Source organism: Pseudoalteromonas piscicida (assembly GCF_000238315.3).
GTDB lineage: Bacteria > Pseudomonadota > Gammaproteobacteria > Enterobacterales > Alteromonadaceae > Pseudoalteromonas > Pseudoalteromonas piscicida.
In genome coordinates, this window is record NZ_CP011924.1 from 1,047,136 (window position 1) to 1,064,883 (window position 17,748).

At 42.5% G+C, this 17,748-nt stretch carries 14 protein-coding genes; 8 read left to right on the forward strand and 6 right to left on the reverse strand.

Translation table 11 applies throughout. From position 1 onward, the window contains the following. Nucleotides 1–91 precede the first annotated feature (91 nt). The 6 genes from PPIS_RS04875 (at nucleotide 92) to PPIS_RS25305 (ending at nucleotide 6,019) form a co-directional block, all read left to right on the forward strand. Nucleotides 92–2,053, forward strand: coding sequence for an FAD-dependent oxidoreductase (locus PPIS_RS04875; protein ID WP_010376994.1), 1,962 nt, complete (start codon nucleotides 92–94; stop codon nucleotides 2,051–2,053). A gap of 328 nt (nucleotides 2,054–2,381) precedes the next feature. Then, complete coding sequence (locus PPIS_RS04885) at nucleotides 2,382–3,089, forward strand: HvfX family Cu-binding RiPP maturation protein (RefSeq protein WP_010376996.1); 708 nt, start codon at nucleotides 2,382–2,384, stop codon at nucleotides 3,087–3,089. Nucleotides 3,090–3,274: 185 nt separating this feature from the next. Beyond that, nucleotides 3,275–3,823 carry an NAD(P)H nitroreductase gene (locus PPIS_RS04890; protein WP_010376998.1) on the forward strand — a complete coding sequence of 183 codons (549 nt, stop codon included), beginning with the start codon at nucleotides 3,275–3,277 and terminating at the stop codon, nucleotides 3,821–3,823. Nucleotides 3,824–3,835: 12 nt separating this feature from the next. Then, entirely contained in the window at nucleotides 3,836–4,468 is a 633-nt protein-coding gene (gene upp / locus PPIS_RS04895) for a uracil phosphoribosyltransferase (RefSeq protein WP_010377000.1), read from the forward strand. 124 nt (nucleotides 4,469–4,592) lie between these two features. Beyond that, on the forward strand, nucleotides 4,593–5,354 hold the full coding sequence (locus PPIS_RS25300; protein WP_010377003.1) for a M1 aminopeptidase family protein: 762 nt from the start codon (nucleotides 4,593–4,595) through the stop codon (nucleotides 5,352–5,354). 143 nt (nucleotides 5,355–5,497) lie between these two features. Then, complete coding sequence (locus PPIS_RS25305) at nucleotides 5,498–6,019, forward strand: M1 family aminopeptidase (protein ID WP_010377005.1); 522 nt, start codon at nucleotides 5,498–5,500, stop codon at nucleotides 6,017–6,019. Nucleotides 6,020–6,087: 68 nt separating this feature from the next. On the opposite strand, the gene PPIS_RS04905 is transcribed toward PPIS_RS25305, so the two are convergent. Next, a complete protein-coding gene (locus tag PPIS_RS04905) occupies nucleotides 6,088–8,547 on the reverse strand; it encodes a TonB-dependent receptor (RefSeq protein WP_010377008.1) in 2,460 nt (819 codons plus the stop codon). A 174-nt stretch (nucleotides 8,548–8,721) separates the two neighbouring features. Here PPIS_RS04905 and PPIS_RS04910 point away from each other — a divergent pair, with 174 nt between their 5' ends. Continuing rightward, on the forward strand, nucleotides 8,722–9,246 hold the full coding sequence (locus PPIS_RS04910; RefSeq protein ID WP_010377010.1) for a YaeQ family protein: 525 nt from the start codon (nucleotides 8,722–8,724) through the stop codon (nucleotides 9,244–9,246). A gap of 59 nt (nucleotides 9,247–9,305) precedes the next feature. Here the strand turns inward: PPIS_RS04910 and yfaE are convergent, their stop codons facing one another. The 5 genes from yfaE to ubiG form a co-directional block, all read right to left on the reverse strand. After that, nucleotides 9,306–9,578: a class I ribonucleotide reductase maintenance protein YfaE gene (gene yfaE, locus PPIS_RS04915; protein ID WP_010377013.1), complete on the reverse strand. Its 273-nt coding sequence runs from the start codon at nucleotides 9,576–9,578 to the stop codon at nucleotides 9,306–9,308. Continuing rightward, nucleotides 9,578–10,708 (reverse strand): class Ia ribonucleoside-diphosphate reductase subunit beta, encoded by a 1,131-nt coding sequence (gene nrdB / locus PPIS_RS04920; RefSeq protein WP_010377015.1) that lies wholly within the window; start codon nucleotides 10,706–10,708, stop codon nucleotides 9,578–9,580. Before nrdB ends, yfaE begins: the two co-directional genes overlap by 1 nt. 53 nt (nucleotides 10,709–10,761) lie before the next feature. Next, nucleotides 10,762–13,047, reverse strand: coding sequence for a class 1a ribonucleoside-diphosphate reductase subunit alpha (gene nrdA / locus PPIS_RS04925; RefSeq protein ID WP_010377018.1), 2,286 nt, complete (start codon nucleotides 13,045–13,047; stop codon nucleotides 10,762–10,764). A 355-nt stretch (nucleotides 13,048–13,402) separates the two neighbouring features. Next, nucleotides 13,403–14,050: an HAD family hydrolase gene (locus tag PPIS_RS04930; protein ID WP_010377020.1), complete on the reverse strand. Its 648-nt coding sequence runs from the start codon at nucleotides 14,048–14,050 to the stop codon at nucleotides 13,403–13,405. Beyond that, nucleotides 14,047–14,757 (reverse strand): bifunctional 2-polyprenyl-6-hydroxyphenol methylase/3-demethylubiquinol 3-O-methyltransferase UbiG, encoded by a 711-nt coding sequence (ubiG, locus tag PPIS_RS04935; RefSeq protein WP_010377022.1) that lies wholly within the window; start codon nucleotides 14,755–14,757, stop codon nucleotides 14,047–14,049. Before ubiG ends, PPIS_RS04930 begins: the two co-directional genes overlap by 4 nt. Before the next feature lie 265 nt (nucleotides 14,758–15,022). Between ubiG and gyrA the strand changes: the two genes are divergently transcribed. Then, a complete protein-coding gene (gene gyrA, locus PPIS_RS04940; protein WP_010377024.1) occupies nucleotides 15,023–17,695 on the forward strand; it encodes a DNA gyrase subunit A in 2,673 nt (890 codons plus the stop codon). Nucleotides 17,696–17,748: the final 53 nt, after the last annotated feature.

Consider the following 17,748-nt stretch of genomic DNA (forward strand, 5'->3'; position numbering starts at 1 on the left):
CCAAATTCGTTAATTTCTTTCTCCTTAAGACTTGCCAAATAATAAAAAAACGTTAATGTTCACAGGTAAGACCAGTTTTGTGGGGCGGCAAATGTTAGAACAAGAACTACAACTTAAACATACCAGTTTGCGAAATCGCTTGGTAATGGGATCAATGCATACCGGGCTTGAAGAAGGGTGGCACAACCGAAAGCGACTGGTTGCGTTTTATGAGGAACGAGCAAAAGGTGGAGTGGGTCTGATAGTAACCGGTGGCTACAGTCCAAACCTACGCGGTAAGTTGACACCAATTTCTTCTTCTTTTAACTCGTTATACGATGTAATTAAACACAAAGCATACACTGATGTAGTACATAAGCATGGTGGCAAAATTTGTCTACAGTTACTACATGCAGGGCGCTATGCTTATCATCCATTCAACACTGCACCTAGTGCGATAAAAGCACCGATTAATCCATATAAACCAAAAGCAATGAGCGTAAGCGCAATCAAAGGTACGATTAAAGACTTTGCTCACTCAGCTAAATTGGCCGAAAAAGCAGGCTACGATGGTGTGGAGATCATGGGCTCAGAGGGTTATTTAATCAATGAGTTTATGGCGGCTCATACCAATAAACGCACCGATGAGTATGGTGGTAGCTTAGAAAACAGAATGCGATTGGCAACAGATATTGTAAAAGCGGTTAGAGCAAAAGTGAGCGATAAGTTCATTATCGTTTTTCGTTTGTCGGTCATGGACTTAATCCCAAATGGCTCAACACCAGAAGAAGTTGTGCTTCAAGCCAAAGCTTTGGTCGCGGCAGGTGTGGATATTCTCAACACTGGTATTGGTTGGCACGAAGCGCGTGTTCCAACAATTGCGTCGATGGTGCCCCCAGGTGCCTATCGTGAAGCGTCACATAGATTAAAACAAGCCGTTGATATACCTGTTGTAGCAGTAAATAGGATTAACACCCCAGATCTTGCTAATGACATTTTAGCTAAAGGAGATGCCGACCTTATTTCTATGGCACGTCCGTTACTGGCTGATCCTGAATTCTTTAATAAATATCAAGAGCAGCGCTCGGCGCAAATCAATATTTGCATCGGCTGTAATCAGGGTTGTTTAGACCATGTATTTAAAGGTAAACGAGCAACATGTTTGGTGAATCCACAAGCCGGATTTGAATTGGATTATCCACTTCAGAGTGTCCAAAGGAAAAAACAAGTACTCGTTGTTGGCGCAGGACCTGCTGGGTTGTCTGTAAGTTATTATCTCGCTAAAAAAGGCCACCAAGTTAAGTTGATTGATAAAGGTAGTGAGCTTGGTGGTCAGTTTAATTTAGCGATGCGAATACCAGGTAAAGAAGACTTCCAACATACGCTTAAATACTATGTCAGCGAAATAAATCGCTTAGGTGTTGAGCTTTGCCTAAATACACCATACGAAGAAACAATGGCAAGCGCGTTCGATGATGTGGTATTTGCAACGGGTGTAAGTCCACGGATGTCGAAAATTGAATGCGCAGATGGGAAACGTGTGTTTGCCTATGACGAAGTTATTAAAGGTGAGGTAGAATTAGGCAATAAAATCGCTATTTTAGGCGCAGGTGGTATTGGCTTTGACATGGTAGCGTTTTTAACTGAACAGCGAGAACAAACGATTCCTGATTTTAAATCTCAATGGGGAATAGAATGCGAAGCGCAACCATCACAAGAGAAAAGACCGATTTATATGTTAAAACGCTCTGAAGGACGTTTTGGTAAAGACTTAGGTAAGACCACTGGCTGGATCCACAGAGCTGTTGCAAAACATCACAATGTTCAGCAAATTGCAGAATGCGAATATATCAGCTTTGATAATCAAGGTTTGACTGTAAGAGTAGCAGGTGAAGAACAACTGTTAGATGTAGATACAGTCATTGCTTGTATTGGACAAGTTTCTAACGATAGCTTGTTCGATAAAGAGGCACTACCTGAAAATCAGCACGTTATTGGTGGTGCTAAACTGGCCGCAGCGATTGATGCTAAGCGAGCGATTGCAGAGGCCCTTCAGGTAGCAAGAAAGATTTAGGGTCTGTTGAACTTTGCTGTTTGATTTTTGTTCTCCTGAGTGTGTTTTGGTCGCGACGCTCGACTTGCCGCCTAGTAATCTAAGCAAGAGTTGAGCAACAATGAACAAAGCGCACTCAGGTGAACCCATAGGGCAGCGCTTGATTGGCATTTCTACTGTGTTATCGCCTGACTCACATAGAACAACTATGCTACGCAGGCTCTGCCTTGTATAAACACCAATCAAACTGCTGCAAAAACAAACTTGAAAGATTAACAGGCCCTTACGAAATAACCCAACCCAATCTGCGGTCTATACTGATAATTCAAACATCAACTATGGACCGCATATGCTTGCCAACCTACTAAAGCCGTATCGGCAACTACAACATTTATCTCAAAATTTTTCTGGTATCGCGCCATTACTCATGCGCCTTATTCTCGCGCCAGTTATGATCATTGCAGGTTACAATAAATTAAATTTGTCTAATCCAGACGCGACATTTTTACAAAGTCTCCTCGCCGATCCCAATATTGTCGCATGGTTTGGCAATAGTGAATGGGGCTTAGGTTTACCTTTTCCTGACTTGCTTGCCTTTCTCGCCGCTTGGACGGAGTTTTTAGGTGGTTGGTTAATTTTGTTTGGCCTGCTTACTCGTTTAGTGTCTATTCCGCTCATGGTGACTATGGTTGTTGCTGCAACTACGGTGCATTTGGAGCATGGCTGGTTTTCGGTAACGCCAACAAACCCAGACACCAGCGCCGCTAAAGTATTAGACTGGCTCGGCTTTGACGAAGCCAAAGTGAGTTTAGAAAATAGCGTAGCAGCAAAGCAACGTTTGGATTTAATTAAAGAGATAGTCGAAGAAAATGGCAGACCGAATTATCTCTACGAAAAAGGCAATATTGTTATTTTAAACAATGGAATTGAATTTGCGGCAACTTACTTTGCATTACTACTTTCACTATTTTTTACCGGTGGTGGACGTTATGTCAGTGTCGACTATTGGTTGAGGATACTTATTGATAGGAAACAACGCGATTTACTTCCAGAGTAAAACGAAATATTGCAAAGATGCTATTCAGAAATCCGTGATGTCGCGTGGTCGAATTTAAGGGAAAATGGTAGACTACAAGCCACGTAATACCAATTTGCTTAAGTATTTGGTCTATTTCGAGACACGTAATAAGTCAAATTGGTATAATTCACGGCCATTTTGAAGGCACAACACGGGATGAGTTAATGGACGCCATAGAATTACTCTTAACACGCCAGTCAGATAGCAATCTGTCTTTTCCTGGACCTAATCCAGCTCAGTTAGAAATCATTAAAAAAGCAGCACTAAAAGTGCCAGATCATGGTGGCTTAACACCGTTTAGATTTATTACAGTTGAAGAAAAAGGCCGTGAAAAGCTAGGTGAAATCTATTATCAAGCGGCGGTGAAAGAGCTGCAAGAGCAGCGGGTGATAGATAGAGCGAGACAACTACCAGAGCGCGCGCCTATGTTGATCATCGCAGTATCTCCTTATCAAGAACATCCAAAAGTGCCTCGTATTGAGCAAATTCAAAGTGCCGGTTGTAGTGTACTTGCTATGCAGCAAGCGGCTTTTGCACAGGGGTTGTCTGGTGTGTGGCGAACGGGCTACTTTGCCCAAAGCCCTGAAGTGAAAAAGCAACTTGGTCTCGATGAAAAAGATGAGATCGTAGGCTACCTTTATTTAGGCACGCCTACAGTGCAGTGTACAAAGCCAGTAAGGCATAAACCAGAAGATTTCTTTAGCAGTTTATAAGGATACGCAGCCATGGCATTACATGTAATTGATCACCCATTAGTTCAGCATAAACTTGGACTCTTGCGAGAGCAGGGTATATCAACCAAAAACTTTCGCGAAATTGTCTCAGAAGTTGGCAACTTACTCACTTACGAAGCAACAAAAGATTTGACGTTGAGCGATCAAGTTATTTCTGCTTGGGACGGTAACGAGTTAACAGTTAAAAGGCTTACAGGTAAAAAGATCACCTTAGTGCCAATTTTAAGAGCCGGTTTGGGAATGCTAGATGGCATACTGCAGTTGATCCCTGCAGCTAAAGTGAGTGTTGTGGGTTTACAGCGCAACGAAGAAACACTTGAGCCTGTGCCTTATTTTGAGAAGTTGGTGGGCAATATCGATGCCAGACTTGCATTAGTTATTGACCCAATGCTTGCGACTGGTGGTTCACTGATTGCTACTATCGACATGCTAAAAAAAGCAGGTTCAAAAGAGATCAGAGCGATTGTACTTGTGGCAGCGCCAGAGGGAGTAAAGCTGGTGGAAGAAGCGCATCCTGATGTTGAAATTTATACCGCTTCGCTGGATAGTCATCTAAATGAAAAAGGATATATTGTGCCAGGTCTAGGTGATGCCGGTGACAAAATCTTTGGTACGAGAACCTAGCTGGTTTAGTGATTAATAGATATTGTTTTTTGATCTAAAACAATGATACAAAAAAATATGGTAGTAAAAACACGTCTTCCGCTCTATTTTTGTTAAAACAACAAAATAATATTAAGGATAGACGATGTATTTGCTACGTATTTTTTTGTGGCTAAGCTGCATTTCTGCTTCAGCAAACGAGCTCCCTAGTATTGAAAAAATAGAAACATTTGCAACTAACTATCATCTCAATCTCAGCATTCATACACAAACAAGCAGTCTATCTGGCAGCGCAACGATAACGGTTAAAAACCAAGGAACAACACCAACTAGAGTAATCCCTTTAAGACTTTATCGCTTGCTTAGTGTAGTCAGTATCACTTCGGAAGCGGGTAAATCCCTCAACTATACACAACGAGTAGTAAGTAATATTGATGACTCACTATTTCAGTCTAATTATATTAAATTATCGTTATCTGAGACGCTCCAACCAGATCAACAAACAACTTTTACTGTTAATTATTCTGGCCATATAAAGGGATATGTGGAAACTGGGATGGGTTATATTAAAGATGACATCACCCCTTTATTTTCTATTATTCGTATGGACGCATATGCTTACCCGCTCATCACAGTGCCTGATGATAGGGTAAATCGCGCGTCACGCTTTTGGCAGAAGTTGTATAACTACACTGCTGACATCGAAGTGGATAGTGGCTTAGTAGTAGCAAATGGTGGCATTTTACTAGGCGTAATAGAAACCAGTCATGGTCGAAAGGTGTATTCATACAAAAACCAGAAACCCTCATGGAGAATGGACTTCATGGTTGCACCATATACCGTGACAAAAGGACATGGCTTTAAGCTATTTACGTTCCTGGAGATAAATATGCAACTGACTATATAGAAAAGGCAAAGCAAACTATAACACTGTATGAAAGTTGGTTTGGTCAACGTCAAAGTACTGGTGAGTTTAGTTTTATAGAGATCCCAAAGGGGTTTGGTGCTCAAGCTGACGTTACCGCAATTATCCAAGACAGCGAAGGGTTTGTGGAGGTAACCCGCCTGTATCATGAACTTAGTCATTTATGGGATCCACGTTCGAATGAAAGTTACTCACCGCGTTGGAATGAAGGCAAGGCGACCTTTTTAGAGTATTTAACGGATTCGCGGTTGAATAAAACGGTGTCTTTAAGCTCGCATATGACAAACGTGTTAAAACGGGCAAAGAAACAATTTGTTAAACAGCCAAAATATTTAACGACTACGTTTGAAGAATATGGCAAAGCGGGGCTTAATGCCTATTCGGTAGGGGCGCTATTTTTTGCGCTCTTGCATCATGAGCTAGGAGAGGAAAGGTTTAATCATTTACTACGTACTTTTTATGCAGAACATGTTAAAAGCGGAGCATCAACAGGCGACTTTATCCTTGCACTGCGTGACTTGAAAAACCCTAACATTGATTGGATATTATCTCGTTGGGTGAATAGCCATAGGTTCACGCTTGATATTTTAGACGCTACCAACTTTGAGCACTTCATCATGTTGAGTATAAGAAGCAGTAAAATATAAACAACCCAAATAAAAAAGCTACCGATAAGAGGTAGCTTTTTGGTTTCTATAAAAGAAAGGAATCGGTATTAAAAGTAGCCTCTGATACCAAGCTTAATGTTACGACCTGGAAGTGGGGCTTGCTCTTTGATAAACGAGCTATGCACAAAGCCGAGTTCATTAGTCAAATTATCAAGGTTAACATAACCAACCATGTCACTGCCCATAAACTCAAAGTCATAGTTAAATGACATATCCACTAACGTATAGCCCTTAGTTTCACTTTCATAGCTGGCGATGTTGTCTTGCTTGAAGTAATGCGTCACTGTGAAGTTAGCAGTTAAGTTCTCGTAACTGTGTTCGTAATCAAGACCTAGCTTGTTACTTGGGATACGTGGTAAATATTCGTCGTTATCTAACTTGGCTGTTAGCGAGTCACCAAACACTTTAACGCGTGCAAAGTTGCTTAATTTGTAATGGGCATCAAACTCAAGACCGTATAGTTTGGCATCACTGCTTTCAAACTTAAACACTGGAACAGCGCCTTCATGTTCGTGATCTGCCACTTCTAAACCGTGCTCTGGACTATAGATATAGTCTGTTAATGCTTGATAGTAGAAGTTTTCGATGTCGTTATAGAAGAAGTTAACGGTATAGCCAAAGTCACCTGAGAACTTTCTAAAGCTGATGTCTAAGTTGTTTGATGTCTCTTGTTCAATATCTTGTGGCTCAAAGTGTAAATGATCGCCTTCTAGCTCATAACCAAGCCCTAGCTCATAGGTGCTGGTTGCGATATGAATACCATTTGAAAGAAGTTCCGCGGTTAATGGTGCGCGCTCCGAGCGAGACAGCGAAACAGCAACGTTTTGACCTTCAGCAAAGTCGTACACACCACCAATAGATAAGCTTAGATTAGTCATTTCTAGGTCATAAGAAATAAACCCATTATCTAAGTTACCACCATGGTCGTGGTCGTGTTCACCTTCATGGTCATGGTCATGGTCATGGTCATGGTCGTTTTCGTACGCTTCCAGTTGGTTACCTTTACTTGATAGCTGGTAGTCTTCGATTCGAGCACCTAACTCAAGCGTAAAATCTCCAAAGCGACGTTCTTCAAGGATATAAAGTGCGTGCGTTTTGGTATTGGTCGATGGTGTAAAAGCTTCTTCACCGTTCGCGGCGTAATCGCTGTCGGAGAAATGATAACCAACAGTGCCGTGCCACTCTCCTAAGCGGTGCTCCGCCGTTAAGCGTAACTCAGTTGTATCATTCTCAAATACAGTACCAATATTTCCATCTTCAATTTCAGCGTGTTCATAATCGGTGTAGCCGACACGTAGACCAACAGATTCAAGCCAATCACTGTGTACTGCATAATTTACAAGCCCTTGCCAACGATCTTGCTTTACTCGAGCAAATACGGATTCTTCTTCGTGGTCATGTCCTTCTTCTTCATGTTCGTGATCATGGTCATGACCAATATGAGAGTGAGCAGGAATGCCATAGTCCGTATCAACACGGCCATAAGAGAAACCAACGGTCAGATGATCGCCGACGTAACTTGTACCTAAGTTAAATTGCTCAGAGTCGATAAAGGTATTATCGACGCGACTGGCGTACTCTGTTTCATGCTCTTCTGCTTCGTGGGCATGATCTTCGCCCTCATGTTCATGCTCGTGTTCTTCATGTTCGTCATGAGGTAGCGCAAAATTTGGGGTTTCATAGTCACCACCTTTACGCTTAACGCCATCGAAATGGAAGTTAAAGCCGTCAAAGCCTGATTCTAATAACACCGCAAAGGTATTGGTATTTGAGTTGGTATCATGGCTATAGTCGGCAGCGGCCTGAAGGCTTTCGATCACATCAGTCGGAATACGATTATCAACGACATTAACCACACCACCTATTGCACCTGAGCCGTATAGTAGGGTAGCTGGGCCTCTTAGCACTTCAATCTGTTGCGCGGCTAGCGAGTCATTAGTGTTGGCGTGATCTGGACCAACGCGCGAGGCATCGCTACTGTCTAACCCATTTTGTGTGATTTTGACTCTCGGTCCATCTAAGCCACGAATGATTGGGCTTGAACTCACCGGACCAAAGTAACTAGCATTGATCCCTGGTTGGCCTTTTAGTGTTTCACCCAATGTGGGTTTTGCACGGTTTTTTAGTTCATCACCGCTTAATACACTTACTGGAGAGGTCATTTCCATACTATTTTTGTGCAGGGCAGAAGAATAAACAACTATGCTCTCAACGGACGTTGGTGTTAGCTCAACACGTACGAAACCTTGTTCTTCGGTAACATTAATACGATGGTCTAAGTAGTTTGGCTTTGAGATATGAAGCTGCGAGTCAGCATCAAGCTCAATCGTAAATTGGCCAAATTTATCTGACTTTACCGATTTGCTTTTGCCATGAAGGTGGATAGTGGCGTTACTGAGCGGTTGGTTGTTTGCATCAACCACTTTACCTGTTAGTTGTGCAGCATAAGCTGGCGCTGCACCTATTATTGAAATTAATGCGCTGGCGATAAGAGACTGCTTAAACATATTTTTATTACCACGAGTTAGGTTATGTATTGAACGAGTGAGCTGTTCTACTAATAGAGTGATAATATAACACTACAAATTTTGCGGATCAATAACGTTATACTATAACTTAGTTATTGTTGAAATTAGAATTACAGCTATAGTTAAGAAACAAGCTAAAGTGAGCACAACATAATGAATAAGCCATTTATTTTCAAGGCAAGGATTAAGGTTGCTGACTTATTTCACCATAGCCACCATGAAGAAGCGTTTACTACTGCCATGTTGTCAAAAGAAAGTAGCGAGCACTTTGCGATGAAACTGCTTGGGATCTGCGCACTATCTTTTGATAAGCCGGCAAAGTGGAGCAAGGCGGAGAAAAAATATTGGCCGGATGTATGGCTAGAAGATGACAACGAACAGGTTGAAGTCGCTTTGTTTATTGGTACCTTAGAAGTCGATGAGATACTCAAGTATGAAAAGCTTTATACTAAGGTTGTGGTGTTGTGTGCTGGCGGTGAGCAATGGTTTGAAGAGCGTCGAGCGCAATTACAGTTTATTGGATCTTTCTCTGTGTTTAGTATTCCCACGGACTTTGTAGCTGAATTGTGTGAAATGCTGACGCGAAGTTTGCATTGGGATGTGATTTTTGAAAATGGGGCGATGAGTGTTACTGATAGTGAACACTATATTCGTACTCAAATTACCAAGCTGATTTAAGGCATTAGTTAGGGATAACGGCTGTTAGAGAACAAATTACTCTCTCGTGTTTTGGTTATTTACGGCAACTCTATTTTAATATGGCTTGTGGGTCTGCTACAGCACAATAAAATTTCCCCATCTCTCACAAAAGCAAGTGGTTCGTTCGCGTACTGTGTTTGTCCCTCGATGAGTTTGGCGCGGCAGGCGCCGCAAAAACCCTCGCGACATTGATAGGGGACTTCAATATTTGCGGCTTCAAGTGTTTCGAGTATCGAAGACGAAGAAGCCACATATTCCAGTGGCTCCTTAATATTCTCAACCTGAATTAGGAAGGGTGGCTTTTCAACCATTACAGGTCGAAATCGCCAAAGTCTGAGGCATCAACTTCAGAGTCGATTTGTCCAACAAGGTATGAGCTGATCTCAGCTTCCTGTGGTGCAACCTGAACATTGTCAGAAACAAGCCAAGCATTGATCCACGGAATAGGATTCGATTTGGTCTCAAATTGCGTTGGTAAACCAACTGCTGCCATACGAATATTTGTGATGTACTCAACGTATTGACACAAAATATCTTTGTTTAGGCCAATCATTGAACCGTCTTTAAACAGGTACTCAGCCCATTCTTTTTCTTGCTCAGCTGCTTCAACAAACATCTTAATTGCTTCTTCACGGCATTGTGCTGCCACGATAGACATTTCTGGATCGTCTTTGCCTTCTTGCATGATATTCAGCATATGCTGTGTGCCAGACAAATGAAGCGCCTCATCACGAGCAATTAGCTTGATTATCTTTGCATTACCTTCCATAAGCTCTCGCTCAGCAAAAGCAAATGAGCAAGCAAAGCTCACGTAGAAGCGGATCGCTTCTAAGATGTTTACTGACATGATGCAAAGGTACAGAAGCTTTTTCAGCTCAAACAAATTAATGACGACCGTTGTGCCGTTAATTTCATGTTTTCCTTCACCGTACTGATTATAAAGGCTTACCTTTTCAATCAGTTCGTCGTAATACTTGGTCACTGCATCCGCACGTTCAACAATTTTGTCATTGCCCACAATGTCGTCAAAGATCACTTCCGGGTTTTGCGTCACATTACGAATAATGTGAGTGTAAGAGCGACTGTGGATCGTTTCACTAAATGCCCAAGTTTCGATCCAAGTTTCAAGCTCAGGAATGGAGACGATCGGCAAAAGTGCAACGTTTGGAGAGCGACCTTGCACACTGTCTAGCAATGTTTGATATTTTAGGTTGCTCAAAAAGATATGTCTTTCGTGCTCAGGAAGTGCCTGGAAGTCCAATCTATCCTTACTTACGTCTACTTCTTCTGGACGCCAGAAAAACGATAATTGCTTTTCAATTAGCTTTTCGAAAATAGGGAACTTCTGTTGGTCGTAGCGAGATACATTAACAGTTTGCCCGAAAAACATCGGTTCTTTTAATTGGTCGTTATGATTTCTGCTAAACGTAGAATATGCCATAAATGTGTTACTCAATACCTAAAAAAGCGGGTGAAGACCACCCGCATAAAAAGTTATATCTTACAAGCGCCGCCTTCACAGCCATCGTCTTCTGCTTCTGGTTTCAACTCATCTTGAGCATCCGAAGCACCGTCGCGGGTATTATGGTAGTAAAGTGTCTTAACACCAAGTTTGTACGCGGTGAGTAAGTCTTTTAGCAATAGCTTCATAGGAACTTTACCCGCTTCAAACTTACTTGGATCATAATTGGTATTTGCAGAGATAGTTTGATCGATGAACTTCTGCATAATACCAACTAGCGCAAGGTAACCATCGTTAGATGGAATATCCCAAAGTAGCTCATAGTTGTCTTTGAGGCGGTCGTACTCTGGTACAACTTGCTTCAAGATACCATCTTTACTCGCTTTGACACTGATATGGCCACGAGGTGGTTCAATGCCGTTTGTCGCATTTGAAATTTGCGATGATGTTTCCGATGGCATCAAGGCTGACAACGTTGAGTTACGCATACCGTGTTCTTGGATACTTGCTCTTAATGCATCCCAGTCAAGTTGTAATGGCTCTTCACAGACTTTATCAAGGTCACGCTTATAGGTATCTATTGGCATGATACCTTGTGAATAAGTCGTCTCGTTAAACTTAGGACAAGCGCCGCGCTCTTTTGCCAGTTCATTCGATGCTTTCATCAGATAGTATTGAATAGCTTCAAATGTTCTGTGTGTTAGGCCGTTAGCGCTACCGTCTGAGTACTTAACACCGTTCTTTGCAAGATAATAAGCAAAGTTAATCACACCGATACCCAGTGTACGGCGTCCCATCGTCGCATTGTACGCAGCAGGAACAGGGTAGTCTTGATAGTCTAATAGGTTATCAAGTGCGCGAACCGCCAGCTCTGCTAACTCTTCTAGCTCATCTAGAGACTTGATGGCACCTAAGTTAAATGCTGAAAGCGTACAAAGTGCAATTTCACCTTCAGGGTCATTTACATGGCTTAACGGCTTCGTTGGTAGTGCAATTTCAAGACATAGATTTGACTGGCGGATCGGTGCAACCTTAGAGTCAAACGGGCTGTGCGTATTACAGTGGTCAACGTTTTGTAGATAAATACGACCAGTGCTCGCACGCTCTTGTGCAAACATTGAGAATAATTCAATCGCTTTAATGCGTTTCTTACGAATAGACTCATCTTGCTCGTACTTAACATACAGTTCTTCGAATTTATCTTGATCTTCAAAGAATGCGTCGTAAAGACCTGGCACATCTGATGGACTAAATAGCGTGATATAGTCGTCTTTAATTAGGCGGCTATACATGGTTTTGTTGAACTGCACGCCATAATCTAAATGACGCACGCGGTTTTCTTCAACACCACGGTTATTTTTTAGTACTAATAGGTTTTCAACTTCAAGATGCCAAAGCGGGTAGAATAGGGTAGCTGCGCCACCACGCACACCGCCTTGAGAACAGCTTTTAACGGCAGTTTGGAAGTGCTTATAAAACGGTATACATCCTGTGTGGTACGCTTCACCATTTCTGATTGGGCTACCTAGTGCACGAATACGACCAGCGTTGATACCAATACCAGCACGCTGACTGACATATTTTACAATCGCAGAAGAAGTTGCGTTGATTGAATCTAGGCTATCGGCACATTCAATCAGTACGCATGAGCTAAACTGACGTGTCGGCGTACGAACACCCGCCATAATTGGCGTTGGTAATGAAATTTTGAATGTTGAAACCGCATCGTAGAATCGCTTAATGTAATCTAGACGCGTTTCTTTCGGGTAGTTTGCAAACAGGCTTGCAGCAACAAGAACATATAAGAACTGCGCACTTTCATAGATCTCACCTGTTACGCGGTTTTGTACAAGGTACTTACCTTCCAACTGCTTAACGGCTGCATAGCTGAAGTTCATATCTCGGCTATGGTCGATGTAGCTGTTTAGTTCATCAAACTCTGCTTTTGTGTAGTCAGTGAGAAGGTGCTGATCATAGCGCTTGTCTTCAACCAGCTTTACCACGTGGTCGTGTAAGTGCGGCGGCTCAAAACAGCCATAGGCTTTCTTACGCAAGTGGAAAATAGCCAAACGAGCGGCTAGATACTGATAATCTGGAGACTCTTTTGAGATCAGATCGGCTGCAGCTTTAATAATCGTTTCGTGGATATCACCAGTACGAATACCGTCATAAAACTGGATGTGTGACTTTAATTCAACCTGAGAAACTGAGACGTTATCTAGGCCTTCTGCCGCCCATGTAATGACACGATGGATCTTATCTAGATCTAACGGTTCTTTGCGACCGTTTCTTTTGCATACAGATAGCTGTTGGTTCATGTTATGTGCCTGTATTCCTTAGGAACGCGCTTTAGATATCGCACGAATATAAAATTGTTTAGCAAACCACCACTATATATGGTGCCCTAGTGGCTAGGGATCACAAGATAGTGGGGTTGACGTGAATTTGCAAGAGAACAACTCGGGCAGAATTGTGGATAAGTTTGGGATAATTTATTTATGTAAGTATCCACTAACCTATGACAATCCACTTATCTGCCCACAAAGAAAAATCAACAAAAAGATGATGCTTTTCAGCAAAAATAAAAAAAAATTCTAACTGATTTTTTTCTACACAAATTCGTATCTATTATAGCAAAAACACAATATATGGTGTTTTATTTTTTTATCGACACTAAATATGCGATAACGTGTCTAATGGGTTAGTAAGATAGAGATCCGCATACCAAGACTTAGCTTCAGCTTCAGATGGAATGAATCCCCACATTGCTGCGGCACTAATCATTTTTGCAGATTTTGCAGCAATAATGTCTCGTTCAGCATCGCCAACATAAATACACTGCTCTGGTGAAACCCCCAATTTTGACGCCACTAACAGTAAAGGCTCGGGATGAGGTTTGGCCACCGCCAGTGTATCTCCGCATACTACTGTCTCGATCTTTGCAAGTTCAGGGATCTGTTTTAGTAGCGGAAGTGTTAAAAACTCAGGCTTGTTTGTCATGATCCCAACCTGAATCTCTTTTTCTAGAAGTGCCGCTAATAACTCACCAATTTGCGCAAAGCATTGGGAGTGTACCGATAAATTCTCCAGGTAGTAGTCGAGCACACCCTGACGTAAAACCTTAGTGTCGTAGTGCTTTAGTGACTCACCAAATCCTATCTGCAACATCGCTGCTACGCCGTTTGAAATCGCACTGCTATATACCTGTTTGCCGACAGTAGGCATTTTATTAGCAGTTAAAACGTGGTTTAGTGCAGCGCCCAAATCATCACTGGTATCCAGCAAGGTGCCGTCTAAGTCAAATAGTACCGCTTGGATCATGCCAGCTTCTCAAAGTGTAGAATGTAGTTAACTGAAACGTCTTTAGTTAAGGTAAATGTTTTGCCGATAGGGTTGTAGTTAATCCCTGTCGCTGCTCTAACTTTGAGGTCGTACTTTTCAGCCCAATCAATTAAGGTCGAAGGGCGAATAAACTTATCATGCTCATGCGTGCCTTCAGGAACCATTTTAAGCAGTTTTTCTGCGGCGACGATAGCCAGTAAATATGCTTTTGTAGTTTTGTTTAAGGTAGAAAAAAATACATGACCACCAGGCTTAACTAGCTGTGCGACTGAACGAATAATGGATTCTGGGTCTGGCACGTGTTCTAGCATTTCCATGCAAGTTACTACATCGAATTCACTTTGGTGCATGGCTGCGAATTCTTCCGCTGGCACTTTTTGATAGTCTACGTTAACGCCGACCTCTAATGCGTGAAGCTTTGCAACGTTAAGCGGCTCTTGCCCCATATCGATACCGGTTGCATTTGCACCCAGCTTAGCCATGCTTTCTGTTAAAATCCCACCACCACAACCGACATCCAATACTGTTTTTGCGAATAGGCCTTCACACTTATCGTTAATAAAGTCCAACCTCAAAGGGTTAATGTCGTGTAATGGTTTAAATTCTCCCTCTCGGTCCCACCAGCGCTCTGCTATTTCTTCAAATTTAGCGATTTCATTAGGGTCTACATTTTGATGTTCGGTCATAAAAAACTTCCTCGTCGAATTGAGCGCATTATAAAGGGGATTAGATAAAAATAGCACCTGTAAAACGGTAAAAAGTGTGTTAGCATGCTTGACGAATTTTATAATAAACAAAGCCCCCGCTGATACTCTGAGGCAATTCGGCTATTTTTTGAAGTGCGTTTAATTGGCGCTTCAGCAGAATAAGCAATTTGATATTCAGATAGCATCTCAACACAAGTTGTAGTGTGACACAAAAGGGGTGGACACTGAAGGAAAGTGGAGTCAAATGTCTGATCTCGCCAATGAAATCCTGCCAGTCAATATCGAAGATGAATTAAAAAATTCATACCTAGATTATGCAATGAGTGTAATCGTAGGTCGTGCATTACCTGATGTACGTGACGGCCTAAAGCCTGTTCACCGTCGTGTATTGTTCGCGATGAATGAACTTAAAAATGACTGGAACAAACCTTATAAAAAGTCAGCTCGTGTAGTTGGTGACGTAATCGGTAAATATCACCCGCATGGTGATAGCGCGGTTTACGATACTATTGTACGTATGGCTCAGCCTTTCTCTCTACGCTACATGCTCGTAGATGGACAAGGTAACTTTGGTTCTGTCGATGGTGACTCTGCAGCTGCGATGCGTTATACCGAAGTACGTATGGCGAAAGTCGCTCACGAGTTACTTGCTGACCTTGAAAAAGAAACCGTTGATTATGTACCAAACTACGATGGTACAGAGCAAATTCCAGATGTGTTACCAACTAAAGTGCCTAACTTATTGGTGAATGGTTCATCTGGTATCGCGGTTGGTATGGCGACCAATATTCCACCTCACAACTTAACTGAGGTGATCAATGGCTGTTTGGCTGTGATCCAGAATCCAGACATCACCATTGAAGAGTTAATCGACTATATTCTGGGTCCTGATTTCCCGACTGCCGCCATCATCAGTGGTAAAAACGGCATCGAACAAGCCTATAAAACAGGCCGTGGTAAGATCTATATCCGCGCGAAAGCTGAAATCGAAGTCGATGAGAAAACAAACAAAGAAACCATCATCGTTCACGAAATTCCTTACCAGGTTAACAAAGCAAGACTAATCGAAAAGATTGCAGAGCTTGTTAAAGATAAAAAGGTTGAAGGGATCAGTGCACTACGCGACGAGTCGGATAAAGACGGTATGCGTATTGTTATTGAAATCAAACGCGGTGAAGTAGGTGAGGTTGTACTAAACAACCTATACGCGCAAACACAACTACAAACTGTGTTTGGCATCAATATGGTTGCACTAGACAACAACCAGCCTAAGTGTTTCAACCTGAAAGAAATGCTTGATGCGTTTATTATTCACCGTCGTGAAGTCGTAACGCGTCGTACTGTATTTGACCTGCGTAAGGCTAGAGACAGAGCGCATACGCTTGAAGGCCTTGCAATTGCGCTAGCCAATATTGACCCAATCATTGAGCTTATTCGTAAGTCACCAACACCAGCAGAAGCGAAAGCGGCGCTAACTGCGCGAGCTTGGGACCTTGGTAACGTTAAATCAATGCTTGAGCGTACTGGCGAAGAAAATGTTGCGCGTCCAGATTGGTTAGCGGAAGAATTAGGGATCCGTGATGGTCAGTACTATTTGTCTGAGCAACAAGCCCAAGCAATCCTAGACTTAAGACTACACAAATTAACGGGTCTTGAGCACGAGAAAATTCTAGCTGAATACAAAGAACTACTCGATCTTATCGCTGAACTACTGTACATCCTTTCTACTCCAGAGCGTTTGATGGAAGTGATCCGCGATGAGTTAGTTGAAATCAAAGAAACGTATGGTGATGAGCGTCGCACTGAGATCACTGCTGCTGCGCACGATATCAGTCTAGAAGATTTGATCAACGAAGAAGACGTTGTAGTTACGCTTTCTCACGAAGGCTATGTGAAGTATCAACCTCTTAGCGATTACGAGGCTCAGCGTCGTGGTGGTAAAGGGCGATCTGCAACTAAGATGAAAGATGAAGACTTTATCGAACGTCTACTCGTTGCAAATACTCACGATACAATTCTTTGTTTCTCCACTTCTGGTCGCTTGTATTGGTTGAAAGTTTACCAGTTGCCGCTTGCATCACGTGCTGCGCGCGGTAAGCCAATTGTTAACTTGTTACCACTCGAAGCTGATGAGCGTATTACGACAATTTTACCGGTTCGTGAATACGAAGAAGATAAGTTTATCGTCATGGCGACGGCAAGTGGTATCGTTAAGAAAACACCTCTGACTGCATACAGCCGTCAGCGTGCAAGTGGCATTATTGCTATCAACTTGAACGAAGGCGATAGCCTGATCGGTGCTAACATCACCACAGGTGAAAATGACATCATGCTATTTACTGAGCATGGTAAAGTTGTACGCTTTAACGAGAAGCAAAGAGATTCAGAAACAGGTGAAGTGAAGCGCGATCCTGAAACTGGCGAAGAAATGTTGGCTTTACGTCCGATGGGCCGTACAGCAACAGGTGTTCGTGGTATCAAGATGCCAGATGACGTGAAAGTGGTATCACTAATCGTACCACAAAGCGATGGTGCAATCTTGACCGTAACTGAAAATGGTTATGGTAAGCGTACACCGCTTGAAGAGTACCCAGCGAAGAGCCGTGCAACACAAGGTGTTGTGTCAATCAAAGTAACTGAAAGAAATGGCTCTGTGGTTGGCGCGGTTCAAGTTGATGACAACGATGAAATCATGTTGATCTCAAACCGTGGTACGCTAGTTAGAACGCGTGTAAACGAAGTTTCTACGGTAGGCCGTAACACCCAAGGTGTTATTCTGATCCGTACGATGGAAGAAGAAAAGGTAGTAGGTCTTCAACGCATCGAAGAAATTGAAGTGGAAGCGCTGCCTGAAGGTGACGTTGCAGAGCTAGAAGGTGAAGCAACACCTGATGCGGGATCTGACGCAGAGGAATAAAAAAATCCTACTCAAAAAAAGCGACTTCGGTCGCTTTTTTTCTTTCTGTCAAT